This window comes from Streptomyces sp. SLBN-31, from assembly GCF_006715395.1.
Taxonomy (GTDB): Bacteria; Actinomycetota; Actinomycetes; order Streptomycetales; family Streptomycetaceae; genus Streptomyces.
Map to the genome: position 1 here is coordinate 1,285,585 of NZ_VFNC01000001.1, position 25,739 is coordinate 1,311,323.

Genomic DNA, 25,739 nt, shown 5'->3' on the forward strand with positions numbered 1-25,739 from the left:
ACCCCAAGGGCAGACCTCACATTGAGCACCGAGTAGCGTGTTCCCCATGGCTCCGACCTCGACTCCGCAGACCCCCTTCGGGCGGGTCCTCACCGCCATGGTCACGCCCTTCACGGCGGACGGCGCACTCGACCTCGACGGCGCGCAGCGGCTCGCCGCTCACCTGGTGGACGCAGGCAACGACGGCCTGATCATCAACGGCACCACCGGCGAGTCCCCCACCACCAGCGACGCGGAGAAATCGGACCTCGTACGGGCGGTCCTCGAGGCCGTCGGCGACCGGGCCCACGTGGTCGCGGGCGTCGGCACCAACGACACCCACCACAGCATCGAGCTGGCCCGCGAGGCCCAGCGCGTCGGAGCCCACGGCCTCCTGGTCGTCACCCCGTACTACAACAAGCCCCCGCAGGAGGGCCTCTACCGGCACTTCACGGCCGTCGCCGACGCCGCCGAGCTGCCGGTCATGCTCTACGACATCCCGGGCCGCAGCGGGGTCCCGATCAACACCGAGACGCTCGTCCGTCTCGCCGAGCACCCGCGCGTCGTAGCCAACAAGGACGCCAAGGGCGACCTCGGCCGCGCCAGCTGGGCCATCGCGCGCTCCGGCCTCGCCTGGTACTCCGGCGACGACATGCTGAACCTCCCGCTGCTCTCCGTGGGCGCGGTCGGCTTCGTCTCGGTCGTCGGCCACGTCGTCACCCCCGACCTGCGCGCCCTCGTGGACGCCTTCGTCTCGGGCGACGTACAGAAGGCCACCGAGATCCACCAGAAGCTGCTCCCCGTCTACACGGGCATGTTCCGCACCCAGGGCGTCATGACGACGAAGGCCGCGCTCACCCTCCAGGGCCTCCCGGCCGGCCCCCTGCGCGCACCGATGGTCGAGTGCACGCCGGAAGAGATCGAGCAGCTCAAGATCGATCTTGCCGCGGGCGGGGTACAGCTCTAACACCAGACTTGGCACCACCGGGCTTCACAACTGAACAGGCAGGGCCGCCGCGCGCCTGCACCCCACAACGACAACTGCTACACGCACGAACGTCATGCGCGCCACGTGCCTACCGGTACGTGGCGCGCATGGTGAGGAGAGTCTTTTGAGTCATCCGCATCCTGAACTCGGCCTGCCCCCGTCGCTCCCCGAGGGTGGCCTACGGGTCACCCCGCTCGGCGGCCTCGGCGAGATCGGCCGGAACATGACGGTCTTCGAGTACGGCGGCCGCCTGCTGATCGTCGACTGCGGAGTGCTCTTCCCCGAGGAGGAGCAGCCCGGAATCGACCTGATCCTGCCGGACTTCTCGTCCGTCCGGGACCGCCTCGACGACATCGAGGGCATCGTCCTCACCCACGGCCACGAGGACCACATCGGCGGTGTCCCCTTCCTCCTCCGGGAGAAGCCGGACATCCCGCTGATCGGCTCCAAGCTGACCCTCGCGCTCATCGAGGCCAAGCTCCAGGAGCACCGCATCCGCCCCTACACCCTGGAGGTGGCGGAGGGGAACCGCGAACGCGTCGGCCCCTTCGACTGCGAGTTCATCGCGGTCAACCACTCCATCCCGGACGCCCTCGCGGTCGCCATCCGCACCCCGGCCGGCATGGTCGTGCACACCGGCGACTTCAAGATGGACCAGCTCCCGTTGGACAACCGCCTCACGGACCTGCACGCGTTCGCGCGCCTGAGCGAGGAGGGCATCGACCTCCTCCTCTCGGACTCCACGAACGCCGAGGTCCCGGGCTTCACCCCGCACGAGCGGGACATCTCCAACGTCCTGCGCCAGGTCTTCGCGAGCGCCCGCAAGCGGATCATCGTGGCGAGCTTCGCCAGCCACGTCCACCGCATCCAGCAGATCCTGGACGCGGCCCATGAGTACGGCCGCAGGGTCGCCTTCGTCGGCCGCTCCATGGTCCGCAACATGGGCATCGCGCGGGACCTCGGCTATCTGAAGGTCCCGCCGGGCCTGGTGGTCGACGTCAAGACGCTCGACGACCTCCCGGACAGCGAAGTGGTCCTGGTCTGCACGGGCTCGCAGGGCGAACCGATGGCGGCCCTGTCCCGGATGGCCAACCGCGACCACCAGATCCGGATCGTCGACGGCGACACGGTGATCCTCGCCTCCTCGCTGATCCCGGGCAACGAGAACGCGGTCTACCGCGTGATCAACGGCCTGACCCGCTGGGGCGCCAACGTCGTCCACAAGGGCAACGCCAAGGTGCACGTCTCGGGCCACGCGTCCGCCGGCGAGCTCCTGTACTTCTACAACATCTGCCGCCCGAAGAACCTGATGCCGGTGCACGGCGAATGGCGCCACCTGAGGGCCAACGCCGAGCTGGGCGCGCTGACCGGCGTCCCCCACGACCGGATCGTCATCGCCGAGGACGGCGTCGTCGTCGACCTCGTCGAGGGCAAGGCCAAGATCTCGGGCAAGGTCCAGGCGGGTTACGTCTACGTCGACGGCCTGTCCGTCGGTGACGTGGGCGAGCCGGCCCTGAAGGACCGGAAGATCCTGGGCGACGAGGGCATCATCTCGGTCTTCGTCGTCGTGGACTCCTCCACCGGCAAGATCACGGGCGGTCCGCACATCCAGGCCCGGGGCTCGGGAATCGAGGACTCCGCCTTCGGCGCGGTGATCCCCAAGATCGCCGAAGTCCTCGAACGCTCGGCCCAGGACGGCGTCGTGGAGCCGCACCAGCTGCAGCAACTCATCCGCCGGACCCTCGGCAAGTGGGTCTCCGACACGTATCGCCGCAGGCCGATGATCCTGCCGGTCGTGGTGGAGGTCTGACACCTCGTCCGTGTGAACTGGGAGCGGGGCACCTCGATTTGCATCCGGGCGCCTCGCTCCAGTACGTTTACGGCTCCGCCAGCAAGGGAACCCGGACGCTTCGTGTGCCGGAGCAGACCCGGAGGGGCGGGAAAACCGACTCAGAACTTCTGATAAAGTCGGATCCGCCGGAAAGGAAACCGCGAAACAAAAGCGGGAACCTGGAAAGCACCGAGGAAATCGGATCGGAAAAAGATCTGATAGAGTCGGAAACGCAAGACCGAAGGGAAGCGCCCGGAGGAAAGCCCGAGAGGGTGAGTACAAAGGAAGCGACCGTTCCTTGAGAACTCAACAGCGTGCCAAAAGTCAACGCCAGATATGTTGATACCCCGACACCGGGATTTCCTGGTGGCGAGGTTCCTTTGAAGAAAACACAGCGAGGACGCTGTGAACGGTCGGGCTCATTCCGCCTGACTGTTCCGCTCTCGTGGTGTTCATCCCGACTTACGGGAAAACATTCACGGAGAGTTTGATCCTGGCTCAGGACGAACGCTGGCGGCGTGCTTAACACATGCAAGTCGAACGATGAACCACTTCGGTGGGGATTAGTGGCGAACGGGTGAGTAACACGTGGGCAATCTGCCCTTCACTCTGGGACAAGCCCTGGAAACGGGGTCTAATACCGGATAACACTCTCGCAGGCATCTGTGAGGGTTAAAAGCTCCGGCGGTGAAGGATGAGCCCGCGGCCTATCAGCTTGTTGGTGAGGTAATGGCTCACCAAGGCGACGACGGGTAGCCGGCCTGAGAGGGCGACCGGCCACACTGGGACTGAGACACGGCCCAGACTCCTACGGGAGGCAGCAGTGGGGAATATTGCACAATGGGCGAAAGCCTGATGCAGCGACGCCGCGTGAGGGATGACGGCCTTCGGGTTGTAAACCTCTTTCAGCAGGGAAGAAGCGAAAGTGACGGTACCTGCAGAAGAAGCGCCGGCTAACTACGTGCCAGCAGCCGCGGTAATACGTAGGGCGCAAGCGTTGTCCGGAATTATTGGGCGTAAAGAGCTCGTAGGCGGCTTGTCACGTCGATTGTGAAAGCCCGAGGCTTAACCTCGGGTCTGCAGTCGATACGGGCTAGCTAGAGTGTGGTAGGGGAGATCGGAATTCCTGGTGTAGCGGTGAAATGCGCAGATATCAGGAGGAACACCGGTGGCGAAGGCGGATCTCTGGGCCATTACTGACGCTGAGGAGCGAAAGCGTGGGGAGCGAACAGGATTAGATACCCTGGTAGTCCACGCCGTAAACGGTGGGAACTAGGTGTTGGCGACATTCCACGTCGTCGGTGCCGCAGCTAACGCATTAAGTTCCCCGCCTGGGGAGTACGGCCGCAAGGCTAAAACTCAAAGGAATTGACGGGGGCCCGCACAAGCGGCGGAGCATGTGGCTTAATTCGACGCAACGCGAAGAACCTTACCAAGGCTTGACATACACCGGAAAGCATTAGAGATAGTGCCCCCCTTGTGGTCGGTGTACAGGTGGTGCATGGCTGTCGTCAGCTCGTGTCGTGAGATGTTGGGTTAAGTCCCGCAACGAGCGCAACCCTTGTTCTGTGTTGCCAGCATGCCCTTCGGGGTGATGGGGACTCACAGGAGACCGCCGGGGTCAACTCGGAGGAAGGTGGGGACGACGTCAAGTCATCATGCCCCTTATGTCTTGGGCTGCACACGTGCTACAATGGCCGGTACAATGAGCTGCGATACCGTGAGGTGGAGCGAATCTCAAAAAGCCGGTCTCAGTTCGGATTGGGGTCTGCAACTCGACCCCATGAAGTCGGAGTCGCTAGTAATCGCAGATCAGCATTGCTGCGGTGAATACGTTCCCGGGCCTTGTACACACCGCCCGTCACGTCACGAAAGTCGGTAACACCCGAAGCCGGTGGCCCAACCCCTTGTGGGAGGGAGCTGTCGAAGGTGGGACTGGCGATTGGGACGAAGTCGTAACAAGGTAGCCGTACCGGAAGGTGCGGCTGGATCACCTCCTTTCTAAGGAGCACTTCTTACCGAGCTCGCTCGGTCAGAGGCCAGAACATCAGCGAACGCCTGATGCTGGTTGCTCATGGGTGGAACGTTGACTACTCGGCCGGGTTTCTGGGTCGGAGGCTGCTAGTACTGCTCGCAAGAGCGTGAAACGCATGATCTCCGGACGGTTGCCGGCCGGGCACGCTGTTGGGTGTCTGAGGGAATGGTTTTCCTCAGTCGCCGGCCCCAGTGAACTTGTTCTTCGGAGCAGGGTGATGGGTGGCTGGTCGTTGTTTGAGAACTGCACAGTGGACGCGAGCATCTGTGGCCAAGTTTTTAAGGGCGCACGGTGGATGCCTTGGCACCAGGAACCGATGAAGGACGTGGGAGGCCACGATAGGCCCCGGGGAGTCGTCAACCAGGCTTTGATCCGGGGGTGTCCGAATGGGGAAACCCGGCAGTCGTCATGGGCTGTCACCCTTGCCTGAACACATAGGGCAAGTGGAGGGAACGCGGGGAAGTGAAACATCTCAGTACCCGCAGGAAGAGAAAACAACCGTGATTCCGGGAGTAGTGGCGAGCGAAACCGGATGAGGCCAAACCGTATGCGTGTGAGACCCGGCAGGGGTTGCGCATGCGGGGTTGTGGGATCTCTCTTCTGTTGTCTGCCGGCAACAGGACGAGTCAGAAACCGTTGATGTAGGCGAAGGACATGCGAAAGGTCCGGCGTAGAGGGTAAGACCCCCGTAGTCGAAACGTCAGCGGCTCGTTTGAGAGACACCCAAGTAGCACGGGGCCCGAGAAATCCCGTGTGAATCTGGCGGGACCACCCGCTAAGCCTAAATATTCCCTGGTGACCGATAGCGGATAGTACCGTGAGGGAATGGTGAAAAGTACCGCGGGAGCGGAGTGAAATAGTACCTGAAACCGTGTGCCTACAAGCCGTGGGAGCGTCGGAATGAAGACTTGTCTTCATTCTCGTGACTGCGTGCCTTTTGAAGAATGAGCCTGCGAGTTTGCGGTGTGTTGCGAGGTTAACCCGGGTGGGGAAGCCGTAGCGAAAGCGAGTCCGAACAGGGCGATTTTAGTAGCACGCTCAAGACCCGAAGCGGAGTGATCTAGCCATGGGCAGGTTGAAGCGGAGGTAAGACTTCGTGGAGGACCGAACCCACCAGGGTTGAAAACCTGGGGGATGACCTGTGGTTAGGGGTGAAAGGCCAATCAAACTCCGTGATAGCTGGTTCTCCCCGAAATGCATTTAGGTGCAGCGTCGTGTGTTTCTTGCCGGAGGTAGAGCACTGGATAGGCGATGGGCCCTACCGGGTTACTGACCTTAGCCAAACTCCGAATGCCGGTAAGTGAGAGCGCGGCAGTGAGACTGTGGGGGATAAGCTCCATGGTCGAGAGGGAAACAGCCCAGAGCATCGACTAAGGCCCCTAAGCGTACGCTAAGTGGGAAAGGATGTGGAGTCGCAGAGACAACCAGGAGGTTGGCTTAGAAGCAGCCACCCTTGAAAGAGTGCGTAATAGCTCACTGGTCTAGTGATTCCGCGCCGACAATGTAGCGGGGCTCAAGCGTACCGCCGAAGTCGTGTCATTGCAGCCATACTCCCAACGGAGGCTGTGATGGGTAGGGGAGCGTCGTCTGCCGGGTGAAGCAGCCGCGTAAGCGAGTTGTGGACGGTTGACGAGTGAGAATGCAGGCATGAGTAGCGATTCACACGTGGGAAACGTGTGCGCCGATTGACTAAGGGTTCCTGGGTCAAGCTGATCTGCCCAGGGTAAGTCGGGACCTAAGGCGAGGCCGACAGGCGTAGTCGATGGATAACCGGTTGATATTCCGGTACCCGCTGTGAAGCGTCAAACATTGAATCCAGTGATGCTAAGCCCGTGAAGCCGCCGGCTGAGTCTTCGGACGAGGTCGGAGTGGTGGAGCCGGTGACCCGAGCTGGTAGTAGGTGAGTGATGGGGTGACGCAGGAAGGTAGTCCATCCCGGGCGGTGGTTGTCCCGGGGTAAGGGTGTAGGACGAGTGGTAGGTAAATCCGCCGCTCATGTGTCTGAGACCTGATGCCGAGCCGATTGTGGTGAAGTGGATGATCCTATGCTGTCGAGAAAAGCCTCTAGCGAGTTTCATGGCGGCCCGTACCCTAAACCGACTCAGGTGGTCAGGTAGAGAATACCGAGGCGTTCGGGTGAACTATGGTTAAGGAACTCGGCAAAATGCCCCCGTAACTTCGGGAGAAGGGGGGCCACGCTTGGTGAGAGGACTTGCTCCTCGAGCTGGGGGTGGCCGCAGAGACCAGCGAGAAGCGACTGTTTACTAAAAACACAGGTCCGTGCGAAGCCGTAAGGCGATGTATACGGACTGACGCCTGCCCGGTGCTGGAACGTTAAGGGGACCGGTTAGTCACATTTCGGTGTGGCGAAGCTGAGAACTTAAGCGCCAGTAAACGGCGGTGGTAACTATAACCATCCTAAGGTAGCGAAATTCCTTGTCGGGTAAGTTCCGACCTGCACGAATGGCGTAACGACTTCTCGACTGTCTCAACCATAGGCCCGGTGAAATTGCACTACGAGTAAAGATGCTCGTTTCGCGCAGCAGGACGGAAAGACCCCGGGACCTTTACTACAGTTTGATATTGGTGTTCGGTTCGGCTTGTGTAGGATAGCTGGGAGACTGTGAACTCTGGACGCCAGTTCAGGGGGAGTCGTCGTTGAAATACCAGTCTGGTCGTGCTGGATGTCTAACCTGGGTCCGTGATCCGGATCAGGGACAGTGTCTGATGGGTAGTTTAACTGGGGCGGTTGCCTCCTAAAGAGTAACGGAGGCGCCCAAAGGTTCCCTCAGCCTGGTTGGCAATCAGGTGTTGAGTGTAAGTGCACAAGGGAGCTTGACTGTGAGACCGACGGGTCGAGCAGGGACGAAAGTCGGGACTAGTGATCCGGCGGTGGCTTGTGGAAGCGCCGTCGCTCAACGGATAAAAGGTACCCCGGGGATAACAGGCTGATCTTCCCCAAGAGTCCATATCGACGGGATGGTTTGGCACCTCGATGTCGGCTCGTCGCATCCTGGGGCTGGAGTCGGTCCCAAGGGTTGGGCTGTTCGCCCATTAAAGCGGTACGCGAGCTGGGTTTAGAACGTCGTGAGACAGTTCGGTCCCTATCCGCTGTGCGCGTAGGAGTCTTGAGAAGGGCTGTCCCTAGTACGAGAGGACCGGGACGGACGAACCTCTGGTGTGCCAGTTGTTCTGCCAAGGGCATGGCTGGTTGGCTACGTTCGGGAGGGATAACCGCTGAAAGCATCTAAGCGGGAAGCCTGCTTCGAGATGAGGACTCCCACCCACTTGATGGGGTAAGGCTCCCAGTAGACGACTGGGTTGATAGGCCGGATCTGGAAGCACGGTAACGTGTGGAGGTGACCGGTACTAATAGGCCGAGGGCTTGTCCTCAGTTGCTCGCGTCCACTGTGTTAGTTCTGAGGCAACGACCGTGTTTTTTCCGGTCTAACTTCATAGTGTTTCGGTGGTTATAGCGTGAGGGAAACGCCCGGTTACATTCCGAACCCGGAAGCTAAGCCTTACAGCGCCGATGGTACTGCAGGGGGGACCCTGTGGGAGAGTAGGACGCCGCCGAACAACCATTCAGGGTTGGTCCCGGAACTTAGGTTCCGGGACCAACCCTTTTTTGTTTTACGTCACTTGGAGTTCACGTTGCGCAACGAGCATCCACAGCATGGGTACTGCTGCAATGCTCAGGGCGGCCGGTGTCGGACTCGGTGACGAGGTCGTCGTGCCGGCCTTCGGGAACGTCGAGGCCGCCGAGGCCGTTGCCATGGCCGGAGCGCTGCCGGTGTTCGCCGACATAGATCCCGTCACCTACTGTCTTGACGCATCCGCCGTGGAGGCGGCGACAACTCCGCGTACCGCGGCCGTCGTTGTCGTACATCGCTTCGGACGACCCGCTGACATCACGCGGTTTCACGCCATCGGTCAGCGGCACGGCCTTCTGGTGCTGGAGCAGGGCGAGTCCGAGGCGCCGTACGACGAGATCGCGCAGCGCCGGGAGCGGGCCGCCTACCTCGACGTCAAGTTGCGGGGTCTTCGCACGCCCGACGGCGGTGACGGACACACCTACGAGCAGTACGTCGTGCGGGTGCCGGGAAACGGGCGACCGGACCGGGACGCCTTCGCGCGGGCCTTGCGGGCGCGCGGAGTTGAGTGCCGGGTGCCGGTGAAGACGCCGGTGCACCGGCTGCCGGAATTCCGGCGGTGCGTGCCCTTGCCGGAGACCGAGCGGGCCGCGGACGAGACCCTCGCGCTGCCCGTGGACGCCGCGCTGACGAAGCGGGACATGCAGCGCGTCGCGGGTGCGTGCAACGCCCTGGGCGGGCTGCTCCAGCCGGCCTTCTGAGCGAGGTTGGGAGCACGCGAGTGTTCGGGGTATGATCTATTTCGTTGCCGCGGGGGAAGCTCCGAGAAGGCGACAGGCCCCCTTAGCTCAGTCGGCAGAGCGTCTCCATGGTAAGGAGAAGGTCAACGGTTCGATTCCGTTAGGGGGCTCCGACAAAAGAACCCCCGCCCTTTCGGGCGGGGGTTCTTTTGCGTTCAGTCCTTGTGGAGGCCCGGGACCCGCATCGCCAGGATCGCCATGTCGTCGGACGGGGCGTCCGACGCGAAGCGCTCGACGGCGCGCATGATGCGCGCGGCGACCGCGCCCGCCGTCAGTCCCGTGCAGGTCGTGAGGACGTCGGTGAGCCCGTCGTCGCCCAGCATGCGCGTGCCCTCGCGGCGCTCCGTGACGCCGTCCGTGACGCAGAGCAGGACGTCACCGGGGTCGAGGGTGACCGTCTCCTCGTACAGATCGAGGTCCTCCATGACACCCAGCAGCGGCTGCGGCTCGGCGGCCGGTTCGACAGTGCCGTCCTGGCGCAGGCGGAGCGGCAGGGGGTGGCCGGCGCAGACCACCTTCAGCTCCGCGCTGCCGTCCTCCTGGGGGCGCAGCTCGCCGTAGAGCAGGGTCAGGAAGCGGCTGCGGGCTCCCTCGTCGAGGATCGCCGAGTTCAGGCGCTCCAGGACTGCCGGGCCGCTCAGGCCCTCTCTGGCGAGCAGCCGCAGGGCGTGGCGGGCCAGGCCTGTGACGGCCGCCGCGTTGGGGCCCGTACCGCAGACGTCGCCGATGGCGAAGCCGTAGGCGCCGTCGCTGATCGGGAACAGGTCGTAGAAGTCGCCGCCGACCTCGTTGCCCTCGCCGGCCGCGCGGTAGATGACCTCGACCTCGACGCCGTCGATCTCTGGGAGCTCGGGCGGCAGGAGGCTGCGCTGGAGGGACTGGCTGATGGCCGTGCGCTCCGAGTACAGGCGGGCGTTGTCCAGGGCCAGGGCGGCCCGTCGGCTCAAGTCCTCGGCCAGTTCCAGGATTTCCTGGCGGAAGTGTTCGTCGGTGGGCTTGCCGAGCGTCAGCATGCCGATGACGCGGTTGCGGGCCACCAGCGGCAGGACGACCGTCTCGCCGCCCACGGCGGACGCCGTGGCGAGCGTGGGGCCGATCCCGGAGGCGACCTGGCGGGTCGGGCCGCCGGACAGGCCGAGGCTGCGCATGGAGCTGCGCAGGGCCGCCTGGTGGGCGACCTCGCCGGGGGCGGACCAGACGCGTGCGCCGGGGGTCGGGACCGGGTCCGGCGGGGGGATCTTCGAGAGCAACGACTTGATGCCGTCGATGAGTTCCTCGTCCTCGTGCAGGACGTACGACAGGTACGGCTCGGACGCCTGGTCCGCGATCGTGTACACGGCGCACCAGGTGGCCAGCGTGGGAACCGTCATCTGGGCCATCAGCGCCAGGGTCTGGTCGCGGTCCAGGGTGCCGGCCAGCAGGTCGGAGGCCTCCACCAGGAAGCTGAGCGAGCCCCTGCGCAGCCGCTCCAGCTCGCCCAGGCGCGCCGACTCGACGGCCAGTGCGATGCGGTCGGCCGCGAACTGCAGGCGCAGGGCCTCCTCGTTCGAGTATCTGCCGGGGGACTCGGCGGCGACGCCCAGAGAGCCGGTCAGGCGGCCCTCGACCTTCAGGGGGACCGTGACGACCGAGCGCATGCCCGTGCCGCTCAGCAGCGGTACGGCGCCCGGGACGGCCGCCAGGTCGTCGTGGACGGCCGGCATGCGGGCCGAGCCGTAGCGGCCGGGGCCGGCTTCGACGGGCACGCGCGCGAAGCGCTGCCGGGCCGAGGGCAGGCCGGTCGACGCGCGGACCTCGAGCTCCGTCTCGTCGTCGGTCGCGAGGAGCAGGAAGGCCGAGTCGGCGTCGAGCATGTCGCGGGCGCGCTCGACCGTGCGCTGCAGGAGGCCGTCGAGGTCGTCCGGGGCGGGGGAGCCGATGAACACCTCGAAGGGGTCGGTGCTCTGGCCCTCGGCGTTGGTGACGGAGTCGGAGGCGGGGCCGCGCAGTGGCGTCTGCAGGACGGCCCGTTCGTGGTCGCGGACGAGGAGGCAGACCGTGGAGGGTTCGCCGCCCGTGTCGCGTACGCGGAGGTGGGAAGCGTAGACCGGGGTGACCCGGCCGTTGGCGCCCCTTATGCCGTAGCTGCCCTCCCAGCGGGAGAGCTGGAGTGCTTCCGCGATGCCCGTGCTGGTGCCAGGGGTGTGCGGCCAGGCCGCGAGATCGGTGAGGGGCTTTCCGATCACCTGTTCGGCCGGGTAGCCGAAGAGCTCCTCCGCGTCCTCGTTCCACGACGTGATGGAGCCGGTGCGGTCGATCTGGACGACCGCCACCCGGACTCTGCCGTCGGCGAGCGGGAGCAGATCGGCGGGGAGCGAGGGGCCCGCCGCGCGCGTGCCCACGGCGCGCTCGGGGAGGGCGAGCTGGAACCAGACCTGCTTGTGGGTGGGCGTGTAATCCACACCCCAGCGGCCGGCCAGCGCCGCGCAGAGCTGGAGTCCGCGGCCGCCCTCGCGGTCGGGGCTGCCCATGTTGACCGGGGAGCCCTGGAGGGGGATCTCGCGTTCCGGGTAGCGGTCGGCGACCTCGATCCGTACGCCTTCGTCGGTGCGCAGGCACAGGACGTCGGCGGAGGTGCCGGCGTGCACCACCGCGTTGGTCACCAGCTCGCTGGTGAGGACGACGGCGTCGTCGACGATGTCGGCGAAGCCCCAGCCCTGCAAGGTGTCGCGGACGAAGGAGCGGGCGGTCGCTACGGATCGCCCGACGGGCTCGAAGCTGGCGGCCGCGCGCGCGGTGATCACAGAACTCCTCGGCCTGTTGTCGACGTGCAGGGCTCCGTGGCCGACCGGCTCGCCCCGCTGATGCGGCATGCGCGTGCCCGTCGGCCGGTCCGGGGGCTGTCCCCCGGGGATCAGTCCGGTGGTCATGTGTCCGGCCGTCCCTCCGATGCCCGCTCGTTCCTCGTACCACCGCCCAGGCCGGACGGACCGGCGCGGCTGGACAGCCGCATGCAAGGTTACTTACCTTCGACGGCCGTGCGGATGCCGGTCTGCAGTCTTTCCGCCCAGAGGGTGTGCGGACGATGTGCGAAGCTGCCGAACTGTTATGGCCGGGTTCGGCCGGGGTGAAACACTGGGCAAGCTTCTTGTGAAGGTCCGGGCAGGCCGAGTGACTTCTGTATGCAGCGGGCAGCAGCCCGAGGTGCGGCCTGGTATATCCGGCAGGAATACGCAGCAGTAACGGGTACCGCGAGCAGTAGTGGCGGAGCACAGCAGTAACGGTCGACCCCTGCGGGAGGGACACAGTGGAGTCTGGCGCAGCGACGCGGGGCACTAAGACGCGCGCGAAAGGCGGACAGTCCGGACAGTCCCTGGACAACCAGCGCACACCACGCGGTGGCACCACCGCGGTGGACACGGCGGCCATGAACCGACTGCTGGCGGCCCTCGTGGCGATGCGCGACGGAAACTTCCGGAAACGGCTGACCGTCTCCGGCGACGGTGTGATGTCGGAGATCGCCGCCGTCTTCAACGAGGTGGCCGACCGCAATCTGCATCTGACGGGCGAGCTGTCCCGGGTACGGCGCATGGTGGGCCGCGAGGGCAAGCTCACCGAGCGTCTGGAGACGGGTGCGTACGAGGGCTCCTGGGCGGCCGCCATCGAGGCCTCGAACGCCCTCGTGGACGATCTCGTACGGCCCGTCTCCGAGGTCGGCCGGGTGCTGTCCGCGGTCGCCGAGGGCGATCTGTCGCCCCGGATGGAGCTGCGGACGCAGGCGCCGGACGGGACGGGGCATCCGCTGCGCGGAGAGTTCCTGAAGGTCGGACGGACGGTGAACAACCTCGTCGACCAGCTGTCGACGTTCACCGACGAGGTCACGCGCGTGGCCAGCGAGGTGGGCACCGAGGGCAAGCTGGGCGGCCAGGCACGCGTGCGTGGCATGTCGGGTTCGTGGAAGGACCTCACGGACTCCGTCAACACGATGGCGTACCGGCTGACGGCCCAGGTACGGGACATCGCCCTGGTGACGACGGCGGTGGCCAAGGGCGATCTGTCACGCAAGGTGACCGTTCACGTCGCCGGCGAGATGCTGGAGCTGAAGAACACCGTCAACACGATGGTGGACCAGCTGTCGTCGTTCTCCTCCGAGGTGACCCGCGTCGCGCGCGAGGTGGGCACGGAGGGCGAGCTCGGCGGCCAGGCGCAGGTGCCCGGTGTGGCCGGCGTGTGGAAGGACCTCACCGATTCGGTGAACCTCATGGCCGGCAACCTCACGGCCCAGGTGCGCGGTATCTCCCAGGTCACCACCGCGGTCGCCAACGGCGACCTGTCGCAGAAGGTGACCGTCTCGGCGCGCGGCGAGGTCGCGCAGCTCGCGGACACGATCAACCAGATGACCGAGACGCTGCGGATCTTCGCGGACGAGGTCACGCGCGTGGCCAACGAGGTCGGTGCCGCGGGACAGCTGGGCGGGCAGGCGAACGTTCCCGGCGCGGCCGGCACCTGGAAGGACCTCACCGACTCCGTCAACACGGTCTTCCGCAACCTCACCATCCAGGTGCGGGACATCGCCGCGGTGACGACGGCCGTGGCCAACGGTGACCTGTCGCAGAAGGTCACCGTCAACGTCGCCGGCGAGATGCTGGAGCTGAAGAACACCGTCAACGGGATGGTGGACCAGCTGCAGTCCTTCGGTTCCGAGGTCACGCGCGTGGCCCGCGAGGTCGGTGTCGAGGGTGAGCTGGGCGGCCAGGCGCAGGTGCCGGGCGCGGCCGGCACCTGGAAGGACCTGACCGACTCGGTCAACACCGCGTTCCGCAACCTCACCGGCCAGGTGCGCAACATCGCCCAGGTCACGACGGCCGTGGCCAACGGCGACCTCTCCCAGAAGGTCACCGTGGACGTCTCCGGCGAGATGCTCCAGCTGAAGAACACCGTGAACACGATGGTGGACCAGCTGTCGTCCTTCGCCGACCAGGTGACGCGGATGGCCCGGGACGTGGGCACGGAGGGCCGCCTGGGCGGTCAGGCGGTCGTACCGGGCGTGTCCGGTACATGGAAGGAACTCACCGACTCCGTCAACTTCATGGCGGGCAACCTGACCTCGCAGGTGCGGCAGATCGCCTACGTGACCACGGCGGTGGCCCAGGGCGACCTCTCGCAGAAGATCGACGTCGACGCGCGCGGGGAGATCCTGGAGCTGAAGAACACCATCAACACGATGGTCGACCAGCTCTCCGGGTTCGCCGAGCAGGTGACCCGGGTGGCCCGTGAGGTGGGCACCGAGGGCCGTCTCGGGGGGCAGGCGCAGGTGCCCGGCGTGGCCGGCGTGTGGCGGGACCTGACCGACTCCGTGAACGGCATGGCGGGCAACCTGACCGCCCAGGTGCGCAACATCGCCCAGGTCGCCACCGCGGTGGCCCGCGGTGACCTCTCCCAGAAGATCACCGTGGACGCGCGCGGGGAGATCCTGGAGCTGAAGAACACCCTGAACACGATGGTCGACCAGCTGTCGTCGTTCGCGGAGGAGGTCACCAGGGTCGCCCGCGAGGTGGGTACGGAGGGCCAGCTCGGCGGTCAGGCCGAGGTGCAGGGCGTCTCCGGCACCTGGAAGGACCTCACCCAGTCGGTGAACTTCATGGCGAACAACCTGACCATCCAGGTGCGCCAGATCGCCGAGGTCACGACCGCGGTCGCCAAGGGCGACCTGTCCAAGAAGATCACCGTCGACGCCAAGGGCGAGATCCTCGAACTCGTCACGACCGTCAACACGATGGTCGACCAGCTGTCCTCCTTCGCCGAGCAGGTGACCCGGGTGGCCCGTGAGGTGGGCACCGAGGGCATCCTGGGCGGCCAGGCGCACGTGCCGGGGGTCACGGGCATCTGGAAGGACCTCAGCGGCAACGTGAACCTCATGGCCAAGAACCTGACCATGCAGGTGCGCAACATCTCCCAGGTGGCCAACGCGGTCGCCAACGGCGACCTGACCCGGACCGTGACGATCGAGGCGCGCGGCGAGGTGGCGCAGCTCGCCGACACCTTCAACACCATGGTGAAGACGCTGAGCTCGTTCGCCGACCAGGTCACCAAGGTGGCCCGCGAGGTGGGCACGGACGGCATCCTCGGCGGCCAGGCGCACGTACCGGGCGTGGCCGGCACGTGGAAGGACCTGACCGAGTCCGTGAACCAGATGGCGTCCAACCTGACCGGTCAGGTGCGCAACATCGCCATGGTCACCACGGCCATCGCCAAGGGCGACCTGACCAAGAAGATCGACATCGACGCCCGGGGCGAGATCCTGGAGCTGAAGACGACGATCAACACGATGGTCGACCAGCTGTCGTCGTTCGCGGAGGAGGTCACCCGGGTCGCCCGTGAGGTGGGCACCGAGGGCCAGCTGGGCGGTCAGGCACGCGTGCGTGACGTCGACGGCACCTGGCGCGACCTCACCGAGTCGGTGAACGAGATGGCCGGGAACCTCACCCGGCAGGTGCGTGCCATCGCGCGCGTGGCCACCGCGGTGACCCGGGGCGACCTGAACCTGAAGATCGACGTCGACGCGTCCGGCGAGATCCAGGAACTGCAGGACTACATCAACAAGATGATCGCCAACCTGCGCGACACCACGATCGCCAACAAGGAGCAGGACTGGCTCAAGGGCAACCTGGCCCGTATCTCCGCGCTGATGCAGGGCCGCCGCGACCTGCAGGACGTCGCCTCGCTGATCATGAGCGAGCTGACGCCGGTGGTCTCCGCCCAGCACGGCGCGTTCTTCCTGACGATGCCGCTCATGGACGGCAAGGACCTGAGCGCCGACGCCGAGGACCAGTACGAGCTGCGGATGCTCGGCTCGTACGGCTACTCGATGGGCTCCATGCCGACGTCGTTCCGGCCCGGCGAGGCGCTGATCGGGACGGCCGCCCAGGAGAAGCGCACGATCCTGGTGGAGAACGCGCCCAGCGGCTACCTGAAGATCTCCTCCGGCCTCGGCGAGGCACCGCCGGCGCAGGTGATCGTCCTGCCGGTGCTGTTCGAGGGGAAGGTGCTCGGCGTCATCGAGCTGGCCTCCTTCACGCCGTTCACGCAGATCCAGAAGGACTTCCTCAACCAGATCGCCGAGATGATCGCGACCAGCGTCAACACCATCTCGGTCAACACCAAGACCGAGCAGCTGCTGAAGCAGTCCCAGGAGCTGACCGAGCAACTGCGGGAGCGGTCGGCGGAGTTGGAGAACCGGCAGAAGGCGCTGCAGGCGTCCAACGCCGAACTGGAGGAGAAGGCCGAGCTGCTGGCCCAGCAGAACCGCGACATCGAGGTGAAGAACACCGAGATCGAGGAGGCTCGGCAGGTCCTGGAGGAGCGCGCCGAGCAGCTCGCGGTCTCGATGCGCTACAAGAGCGAGTTCCTGGCCAACATGTCGCACGAGCTGCGGACGCCGCTGAACTCGCTGCTGATCCTGGCCAAGTTGCTCGCCGACAACGCGGACGCCAACCTCACGCCGAAGCAGGTCGAGTTCGCCGAGACCATCCACGGGGCCGGCTCGGACCTGCTGCAGCTGATCAACGACATCCTGGACCTGTCGAAGGTCGAGGCGGGCAAGATGGACGTCTCCCCGACGCGCATCGCGCTCGTCCAGCTCGTCGACTACGTGGAGGCCACCTTCCGGCCGCTGACCGCGGAGAAGGGCCTGGACCTGTCCGTACGGGTCTCGCCGGAGCTGCCGGCCACCCTGCACACCGACGAGCAGCGGTTGCTCCAGGTGCTGCGGAACCTGCTGTCGAACGCCGTGAAGTTCACCGATTCCGGCTCCGTGGAGCTGGTGATCCGGCCGGCCGGATCGGACGTGCCCATGGCGATCCGGGAGCAGCTGCTGGAGACCGGCTCGCTCAGCGACCCGGACGCCGGCCTGATCGCCTTCTCGGTGACCGACACCGGTATCGGCATCGCGGCCAGCAAGATGCGGGTGATCTTCGAGGCGTTCAAGCAGGCCGACGGCACCACCAGCCGCAAGTACGGCGGTACGGGCCTGGGACTGTCGATCTCGCGGGAGATCGCCCAGCTGCTCGGTGGGGAGATCCACGCGCAGAGCGAACCGGGGCGCGGTTCGACCTTCACGCTGTATTTGCCCCTGCACCCCAGCGAACTGCCGCCGCAGGGCTACCAGCAGCCCGTGGCGGCCCTCGGGGCGAGCGATCTGGTCGCCGCGTCGGACCTCTCCCAGCTCTCCGACGCGGAGATCGAGACGCCGGCCGAGGTGAAGTCGTACCAGCATGCCCAGAACGGTGCCGCGGCGCTGTTCAGGCGCCGCCGCAGGCACGCGCTCGACGCCGGCCAGAGTTCGCTGTCGCCGGAGCAGTGGCCGGCCGACGAGCAGTCCGCGCAGCCGCAGGTGCACCGGGGCATCCGCTTCGGCGGGCAGAAGGTGCTGATCGTCGACGACGACATCCGTAACGTGTTCGCGCTGACCAGTGTCCTGGAGCAGCACGGTCTGTCGGTGCTGTACGCGGAGAACGGCCGCGAGGGCATCGAGGTCCTGGAGCAGCACGACGACGTCGCTGTCGTCCTGATGGACATCATGATGCCCGAGATGGACGGGTACGCGACGACCACCGCGATTCGTCGGATGCCCCAGTTCGCGGGACTGCCGATCATCGCGCTGACGGCGAAGGCGATGAAGGGCGACCGGGAGAAGGCCATCGAGTCGGGCGCCTCCGACTACGTGACCAAGCCGGTCGACCCCGATCACCTGCTGACGGTGATGGAGCAGTGGATGCGGGGGGAGTGACGGGAATCATCGATGTTCACACGGAGTTGCTGACTCAGTGTGGCCGACGCCGTGTAGAAGTACGGGATTCGGGGAACCTTCTGGTCCCCCGGTCCGTTTCTGCTACGTGCACAGTGACATCACGGTGACAGGGTGTGGCGACAGGCGGGGTGCGGCTACGATGACCGGCACAAGGACGGGCGGCGAAACGGAGTCGTCCCCAGGGGCGGCGCCCGGTGCACATCCGGGGCGAGGAGGGCGGGCCATGGTGCAGAAGGCCAAGATCCTCCTGGTCGATGACCGGCCGGAGAATCTGCTGGCGCTGGAGGCCATCCTCTCCGCGCTCGATCAGACACTGGTGCGGGCATCGTCCGGGGAAGAAGCGCTCAAGGCACTGCTCACGGACGATTTCGCGGTCATTCTGCTTGACGTCCAGATGCCGGGCATGGACGGTTTCGAGACCGCTGCGCACATCAAGCGGCGGGAGCGGACCCGGGACATCCCGATCATCTTCCTCACCGCGATCAACCACGGCCCGCACCACACGTTCCGCGGTTACGCGGCGGGTGCGGTGGACTACATCTCCAAGCCGTTCGACCCGTGGGTGCTGCGCGCGAAGGTCTCGGTCTTCGTCGAGCTGTACATGAAGAACTGCCAGCTGCGGGAGCAGGCGGCGCTGCTGCGCCTGCAGTTGGAGGGCGGCGGAGGCAAGTCCGCGGTCGGTGACGCCAAGGAGCCGGCCGGCCTGCTCGCCGAGCTGTCGGCGCGGCTCGCGGCCGTCGAGGAGCAGGCCGAGGCGCTGTCCAAGCAGCTGGACGACGATTCGGCGGACGCGGCGGCGGTGGCCACCGCGGCTCATCTCGAACGCAAACTCACCGGTTTGCGGCGGGCGCTGGACGCGCTGGAGCCGGGTGCCGGGAACACCTCCTCGGTGTCCTCGCAGAACTGACGCTCCCACGAGGCGCAGTTGCGCATGAGGACGCGTCAGTTCCGCGCACCGTCAAGGGCGACACGAACGGGTGAAGCAGTGGGCACACGTGTCCGTCGTCGACTCCACCGGTAATCTCACACCTATGGCCTCACGTCCCTCCGCTGCCAAGAAGCAGCCCGCGAAGAAGGCGGCGGCTCCGGCGAAGAAGGCCGCCGCGAAGAGGGCCCCCGCGAAGAAGGCGCCCGCCAGGAAGGCCGCGGCGAAGAAGGCCGCGCCGCCGCCCAGGCCGGCGCCGAGCCCGACCGGGGGTATCTACCGGCTGGTGCGCGCGCTGTGGCTGGGCGTCGCGCACGCCGTCGGCGCCGTTTTTCGGGGTATAGGGAACGGAGCGAAGAACCTCGACCCCGCACACCGCAAGGACGGCGTGGCTCTCCTCCTCCTCGGCATCGCCCTGATCGTCGCCGCCGGCACCTGGGCCGACCTGCGCGGTCCCGTCGGCGACCTCGTCGAGATCCTGGTGACCGGCTCCTTCGGCCGCCTCGACCTGCTGGTGCCGATACTGCTGGCAGTCATCGCCGCGCGCTTCATCCGCCACCCCGAGAAGCCCGAGGCCAACGGCCGCATCGTCATCGGCCTGTCCGCGCTCGCCATCGGCGTGCTCGGCCAGGTCCACATCGCCTGCGGCTCGCCCGCCCGCAGCGACGGCATGCAGGCCATAAGGGACGCGGGCGGCCTGATCGGCTGGGCGGCGGCCACCCCGCTGACGTACACCATGGGCGAGGTGCTCGCCGTACCGCTGCTCGTGCTGATCACGGTCTTCGGTCTGCTCGTCGTCACCGCCACCCCGGTCAACGCCATCCCGCAGCGGCTGCGAATGCTCGGGGTGCGGCTCGGGATCGTCCACGACCCGTACGTGGGCGAACCCACCGAGGAGGACCAGCGCTACGACGAGCAGTGGCGCGAGGCGATTCCCGCCCGTACGCGCCGGCGTGGATCCGCCGCCGAGCCGTACGACCCCGACAGCGCGGAGCAGGAGGCCCTCTCCCGGCGTCGCGGCCGCCCCAGGCGCTCCGCGGTGCCCCAGCCCGACATGGGCCGCCAGATGGACGCCGTGGACGTCGCAGCGGCCGCCGCGGCCGCGCTCGACGGTGCCGTCATGCACGGGATGCCGCCGTCGCCGGTCGTCGCCGACCTCACCCAGGGGGTGAGCGTGGGCGACCGCGAGGAGACGCTGCCCACGCCGACGCCGGTCCCGGCCGCGCGCCCCAAGCAGGAGAAGCTCAAGCAGGAGAAGCTGAAGGTCGAGGTCGCCGACCTCACCAAGCCCGCTCCGGAAGCGCCCGCCGAACTGCCCGCGCGCGCGGAGCAGCTCCAACTGTCCGGCGACATCACCTACGCGCTGCCCTCCCTCGACCTCCTCACGCGCGGCGGCCCCGGCAAGGCGCGCAGCGCCGCCAACGACGCCGTCGTCGCCTCCCTGACGAACGTCTTCACGGAGTTCAAGGTCGACGCCGCCGTCACCGGCTTCACGCGCGGTCCGACGGTGACCCGCTACGAGGTCGAGCTCGGCCCGGCCGTGAAGGTCGAGCGGATCACCGCGCTGACGAAGAACATCGCGTACGCCGTGGCCAGTCCGGACGTGCGGATCATCAGTCCGATCCCCGGCAAGTCCGCCGTCGGCATCGAGATCCCCAACACGGACCGCGAGATGGTCAACCTCGGCGACGTGCTGCGGCTCGCGGCGGCCGCCGAGGACGACCACCCGATGCTGGTCGCGCTCGGCAAGGACGTCGAGGGCGGCTATGTGATGGCCAACCTCGCGAAGATGCCGCACGTCCTGGTCGCCGGCGCCACCGGCTCCGGCAAGTCGTCGTGCATCAACTGCCTCATCACGTCGATCATGGTCCGCGCGACCCCCGAGGACGTGCGCATGGTCCTCGTCGACCCCAAGCGCGTGGAGCTGACCGCCTACGAGGGCATCCCGCACCTGATCACGCCGATCATCACCAACCCCAAGCGGGCCGCCGAGGCGCTCCAGTGGGTCGTACGCGAGATGGACCTGCGCTACGACGACCTGGCGGCGTACGGCTACCGGCACATCGACGACTTCAACGAGGCCGTCCGCAACGGCAAGGTCAAGCCCCCGGAGGGCAGCGAGCGCGAGCTCCAGCCGTACCCGTACCTGCTGGTGATCGTCGACGAGCTCGCCGACCTGATGATGGTCGCACCGCGCGACGTCGAGGACGCGATCGTGCGCATCACGCAGCTCGCGCGCGCGGCCGGTATCCACCTGGTCCTCGCCACGCAGCGGCCGTCGGTCGATGTCGTCACCGGTCTGATCAAGGCGAACGTGCCCTCGCGGCTCGCCTTCGCCACCTCCTCGCTCGCCGACTCCCGCGTCATCCTCGACCAGCCCGGCGCCGAGAAGCTCATCGGCAAGGGCGACGGCCTCTTCCTGCCGATGGGCGCCAGCAAGCCGACCCGTATGCAGGGCGCGTTCGTGACCGAGGAGGAGGTCGCGGCGATCGTCCAGCACTGCAAGGACCAGATGGCGCCCGTCTTCCGGGACGACGTCACCGTGGGGACGAAGCAGAAGAAGGAGATCGACGAGGAGATCGGCGACGACCTCGACCTGCTGTGCCAGGCGGCCGAGCTGGTGGTGTCCACCCAGTTCGGGTCGACGTCCATGCTCCAGCGCAAGCTGCGCGTCGGCTTCGCCAAGGCCGGGCGCCTGATGGACCTCATGGAGTCCAGGGGCATCGTCGGGCCGAGCGAGGGGTCGAAGGCTCGTGACGTTCTTGTGAAGGCTGACGACTTGGACGGAGTGCTCGCGGTGATCCGCGGGGAGGCTTGAGAAAGACCCCGAGCCGGTGCGCCACCGATGTCCGATCGTGACTCACCCGTAAGGGATCATTGAGCAACCCTTTCCCTTCGACGTACGTCAAGTTGAGGGAAGCGACAAACGCGTGCCCGACCATCGGCGTGTCCGGCCATACCGATGGGCTAACAAGCTCGACCGTCCGGTTGCCCCACCCTTTCGCACCCCCCATAGACTGAACCCCCAGCACAGGTGGCTAAAACGCTCGAAAGGCGCCCCCGTGTCCATCGGCAACTCCCCTGAAGACGAGCGTCCGTTCGAAGACGATCGCGAGCAAGCCCGCCTCTCCGTCGGCCGCGCCCTCAAACAGGCGCGCATCGACGCCGGGCTGACCGTCGACGACGTCAGCAACGCCACCCGGGTCCGCATCGCCATCGTGCACTCCATCGAGGCGGACGACTTCGCCCCCTGCGGCGGAGACGTCTACGCGCGCGGGCACATCCGGACCCTGGCCAAGGCCGTCCACCTCGATCCGGCGCCGCTGCTCGCGCAGTACGACGCCGATCACGGTGGCCGCCCCGCCCCGACCCCTGCGGCCCCGCTGTTCGAGGCGGAACGCATCCGCCCCGAGCGGCGCGGCCCGAACTGGACCGCGGCGATGGTCGCCGCGATCGTCGCCGTGGTCGGCTTCGTCGGGTTCACCGCGTTCAAGGGCGGCGACGACGGCGGCGCCAAGGCCCAGGTCGCCGAGGGATCGACGCCCACGCAGAGCAAGTCCCCCTCGGCGACACCGCACGACAAGAAGTCCGCCACCCCGAAGTCCGACCCCTCGGACAGCGCCATCGCCGCCGCGCCCCAGGACAAGGTGACCGTCCGCGTCACGGCCCCCGACGGAAAGAGCTGGATCTCCGCCAAGGACCACAACGGCCGGCTCCTGTTCGACGGGCTCCTCGCGCAGGGCGACTCCAAGACCTTCCAGGACAGCGAGAAGATCAACCTCGTCCTCGGCGACGCCGGAGCCATCCAGCTCTACGTCAACGGCAAGAAGATCGAGGACGACTTCCAGCCGGGCGCGGTGGAGCGCCTGACCTACACCAAGGGCGACCCCCAGGTCGGCTGACCGCAGACGAGCACCGAAGGGCCCGGCCGGGATCGGCCGGGCCCTTCGACGTGGACTGTCGGCGGGACAAAGTAGTCTTGAGCCCATGCCTGAACGCCGTACCGTCGCACTCGTCACCCTTGGCTGCGCCCGTAACGAGGTGGACTCGGAGGAGCTCGCAGGCCGCTTGGAGGCGGACGGCTGGGACCTCGTGGAGGACGCCGCGGACGCGGACGTCGCGGTCGTGAACACCTGTGGCTTCGTCGAGGCCGCCAAGAAGGACTCCGTCGACGCCCTCCTGGAGGCCAACGACCTCAAGGGCCACGGCAGAACCCAGGCCGTCGTGGCGGTGGGCTGCATGGCCGAGCGGTACGGCAAGGACCTCGCCGAGGCCCTCCCCGAGGCCGACGGCGTGCTCGGCTTCGACGACTACGCGGACATCTCCGACCGACTGCAGACCATCCTCAGCGGCGGCATCCACGCCGCCCACACCCCGCGCGACCGGCGCAAGCTGCTGCCGATCAGCCCCGCCGAGCGCCAGGACTCCGCGGCCGAGGTCGCGCTGCCCGGGCACGCGCCCGTGGACCTCCCGGAGGGCGTCGCGCCCGCCTCGGGCCCCCGGGCACCCCTGCGCCGCCGGCTGGACGGCTCCCCGGTCGCCTCCGTGAAGCTCGCCTCCGGCTGCGACCGGCGCTGCACCTTCTGCGCCATCCCGTCCTTCCGCGGCTCCTTCATCTCCCGCCGTCCGAGCGACGTGCTGAACGAGACGCGCTGGCTTGCCGAGCAGGGCGTCAAGGAGATCATGCTGGTCTCCGAGAACAACACCTCCTACGGCAAGGACCTGGGCGACATCCGCCTGCTGGAGTCCCTGCTGACCGAGCTGGCCGAGGTCGACGGCATCGAGCGCGTGCGCGTCAGCTACCTCCAGCCGGCCGAGATGCGCCCCGGGCTGATCGACGTCCTGACCTCCACCCCGAAGGTCGCCCCCTACTTCGACCTGTCCTTCCAGCACTCCGCGCCCGACGTGCTGCGCGCCATGCGCCGCTTCGGCGACACCGACCGCTTCCTGGAGTTGCTCGACACCATCCGGACCAAGGCCCCCCAGGCGGGCGTGCGCTCCAACTTCATCGTCGGCTTCCCGGGCGAGAGCGAGGCCGACCTGGCGGAGCTGGAGCGGTTCCTCAACGGCGCGCGCCTGGACGCCATCGGCGTCTTCGGCTACTCCGACGAGGAGGGCACCGAGGCGGCGACGTACGAGAACAAGCTGGACGAGGACGTCGTCGCCGAGCGGCTGGCCCACATCTCCCGGCTGGCCGAGGAACTGGTCTCGCAGCGGGCCGAGGAGCGTGTGGGTGAGACCGCGCACGTCCTCGTGGAGTCCGTGGACGAGGAGGGCGTGTACGGTCGCGGCGCGCACCAGGCGCCCGAGACGGACGGCCAGGTGCTGCTCACGAGCGGCGCGGGTCTGAGCGTCGGCCGTATCGTCGAGGCCAAGGTGGTCGGTACGGAAGGTGTCGACCTGGTGGCCGAGCCGCTCACGGGCTCGTTCGGGTGCAGTGAGGAGGAGGGCAGATGACCGGAGTCCCGGCATCGGCGGCGAACGGCTCCTCCAAGACGGGTCCCTCGCAGGCCGAGGCCAGCTCTTCCGAAGCGGAAGGCGGCACGAAGCCGCCGCGGGGCGCGAAGATCGCGGCCGCGGCCGTCAACCAGGCGAGCGTCTGGAACATCGCCAACCTGCTCACCATGCTCCGGCTGCTGCTGGTCCCCGCCTTCGTCGCGCTGATGCTCGCCGACGGCGGCTACGACCCGGCCTGGCGCTCGGTCGCCTGGGCCGCGTTCGCCGTCGCCATGATCACCGACCTGTTCGACGGCCACCTCGCCCGCACCTACAACCTCGTCACCGACTTCGGGAAGATCGCCGACCCCATCGCCGACAAGGCGATCATGGGGGCGGCGCTGATCTGCCTGTCCGGGCTGGGCGACCTGCCGTGGTGGGTGACGATCGTCATCCTCGGCCGGGAACTCGGGATCACGCTGCTGCGTTTCCTGGTCATCCGGTACGGCGTCATCCCGGCGAGCCGCGGCGGCAAGCTCAAGACGCTCACGCAGGGCGTGGCGGTCGGGATGTACATCCTGGCGCTGACGGGATGGCTGGCCACCCTGAGGTTCTGGGTGATGGGTGCGGCGGTCGTCCTGACGGTGGTGACCGGACTCGACTATGTGAGACAAGCCATTGTGCTGCGCAGGCAGGGAATCGCCGAGCGCAAGGCCGCGTTGGAGGGGACGGAAGGGTGAGTTCCCGGGCCGCTGACGTGGTGAGACTACTGACAGTGAGGGGCCAGACCCTCGCCGTCGCGGAGTCCCTCACCGGTGGGTTGGTCGCGGCGGAGATCACCGGCGTTCCCGGGGCCTCCAAGGCGTTCCGGGGTTCGGTGACGGCGTACGCCACCGAACTCAAGCACGAGCTGCTGGGTGTCGACGCCGGACTGCTGGACCGGCACGGAGCGGTGGATCCGCAGGTCGCGGCCCAGATGGCGGCCGGCGTGCGCAAGGCGCTCGGCGCCGACTGGGGCGTCGCGACGACCGGAGTCGCGGGCCCGGACCCGCAGGACGGCCAGCCCGTCGGAACGGTTTTCGTGGCCGTCGACGGGCCCTTCGGCCCTGGTTCCGGTTCTGCCTCTGGCGGAAAAGTAGAGGCCCTGCGGTTGAACGGCGACCGTGCGGAAATTCGTAGAGAGAGTGTACGGAGCGTACTCGCACTGCTCCTGACGGAGCTTGCGGGCGAACACAGTGGGAATGAGCGGACACAGGATACGGAACAGAACGGGGGGTTTTGATGTTTGCAGCCCTGAGTGAACACGACATCGCTCCCCGCACGGCCGCGGCGCAAGGCGGTACGGTGGGGCGTGAAGGATGCGG

11 protein-coding genes, 1 tRNA gene and 3 rRNA genes are annotated in these 25,739 nt (G+C 66.9%); 14 read left to right on the forward strand and 1 reads right to left on the reverse strand.

Going from position 1 to position 25,739, the window contains the following annotated elements:
- Positions 1–46: 46 nt before the first annotated feature.
- The 7 genes from dapA to FBY22_RS06085 all read left to right on the forward strand — a co-directional run bounded on the left by dapA (position 47) and on the right by FBY22_RS06085 (position 9,336).
- Positions 47–946, forward strand: coding sequence for a 4-hydroxy-tetrahydrodipicolinate synthase (gene dapA / locus FBY22_RS06050; RefSeq protein WP_142142971.1), 900 nt, complete (start codon positions 47–49; stop codon positions 944–946).
- A gap of 145 nt (positions 947–1,091) precedes the next feature.
- Positions 1,092–2,777: a ribonuclease J gene (locus FBY22_RS06055; protein WP_142142973.1), complete on the forward strand. Its 1,686-nt coding sequence runs from the start codon at positions 1,092–1,094 to the stop codon at positions 2,775–2,777.
- Between the two features lie 496 nt (positions 2,778–3,273).
- A 16S ribosomal RNA gene (locus FBY22_RS06065) occupies positions 3,274–4,799 on the forward strand.
- 302 nt (positions 4,800–5,101) lie between these two features.
- Positions 5,102–8,226 (forward strand): 23S ribosomal RNA (locus FBY22_RS06070).
- A 69-nt stretch (positions 8,227–8,295) separates the two neighbouring features.
- A 5S ribosomal RNA gene (rrf, locus tag FBY22_RS06075) occupies positions 8,296–8,412 on the forward strand.
- The 16S, 23S and 5S rRNA genes sit together here, the layout of an rRNA operon.
- A gap of 112 nt (positions 8,413–8,524) precedes the next feature.
- Positions 8,525–9,187, forward strand: a complete 663-nt coding sequence (locus FBY22_RS06080; protein ID WP_142147391.1) for a DegT/DnrJ/EryC1/StrS family aminotransferase — start codon at positions 8,525–8,527, stop codon at positions 9,185–9,187.
- A gap of 76 nt (positions 9,188–9,263) precedes the next feature.
- Positions 9,264–9,336: transfer RNA gene (locus tag FBY22_RS06085), tRNA-Thr, on the forward strand.
- 45 nt (positions 9,337–9,381) lie between these two features.
- Here the strand turns inward: FBY22_RS06085 and FBY22_RS06090 are convergent.
- Positions 9,382–12,135 (reverse strand): SpoIIE family protein phosphatase, encoded by a 2,754-nt coding sequence (locus tag FBY22_RS06090; protein WP_142142975.1) that lies wholly within the window; start codon positions 12,133–12,135, stop codon positions 9,382–9,384.
- Positions 12,136–12,512: 377 nt separating this feature from the next.
- On the opposite strand from FBY22_RS06090, the gene FBY22_RS06100 reads away from it, so the two are divergent.
- From FBY22_RS06100 to FBY22_RS06130, 7 genes are all read left to right on the forward strand, one after another.
- On the forward strand, positions 12,513–17,993 hold the full coding sequence (locus FBY22_RS06100) for a HAMP domain-containing protein (RefSeq protein ID WP_142142979.1): 5,481 nt from the start codon (positions 12,513–12,515) through the stop codon (positions 17,991–17,993).
- 244 nt (positions 17,994–18,237) lie between these two features.
- Positions 18,238–18,921 carry a two-component system response regulator gene (locus FBY22_RS06105; RefSeq protein WP_142142981.1) on the forward strand — a complete coding sequence of 228 codons (684 nt, stop codon included), beginning with the start codon at positions 18,238–18,240 and terminating at the stop codon, positions 18,919–18,921.
- 124 nt (positions 18,922–19,045) lie between these two features.
- Complete coding sequence (locus tag FBY22_RS06110) at positions 19,046–21,757, forward strand: DNA translocase FtsK (protein ID WP_142142983.1); 2,712 nt, start codon at positions 19,046–19,048, stop codon at positions 21,755–21,757.
- Positions 21,758–22,001: 244 nt separating this feature from the next.
- Complete coding sequence (locus tag FBY22_RS06115; RefSeq protein ID WP_142142985.1) at positions 22,002–22,841, forward strand: RodZ domain-containing protein; 840 nt, start codon at positions 22,002–22,004, stop codon at positions 22,839–22,841.
- Between the two features lie 85 nt (positions 22,842–22,926).
- Positions 22,927–24,396 (forward strand): 30S ribosomal protein S12 methylthiotransferase RimO, encoded by a 1,470-nt coding sequence (rimO, locus tag FBY22_RS06120; RefSeq protein WP_142142987.1) that lies wholly within the window; start codon positions 22,927–22,929, stop codon positions 24,394–24,396.
- Positions 24,393–25,115, forward strand: coding sequence for a CDP-diacylglycerol--glycerol-3-phosphate 3-phosphatidyltransferase (gene pgsA / locus FBY22_RS06125; RefSeq protein WP_142142989.1), 723 nt, complete (start codon positions 24,393–24,395; stop codon positions 25,113–25,115). Before rimO ends, pgsA begins: the two co-directional genes overlap by 4 nt.
- Positions 25,112–25,657, forward strand: a complete 546-nt coding sequence (locus FBY22_RS06130) for a CinA family protein (protein ID WP_142142991.1) — start codon at positions 25,112–25,114, stop codon at positions 25,655–25,657. Before pgsA ends, FBY22_RS06130 begins: the two co-directional genes overlap by 4 nt.
- The last annotated feature ends 82 nt before the right edge of the window (positions 25,658–25,739 follow it).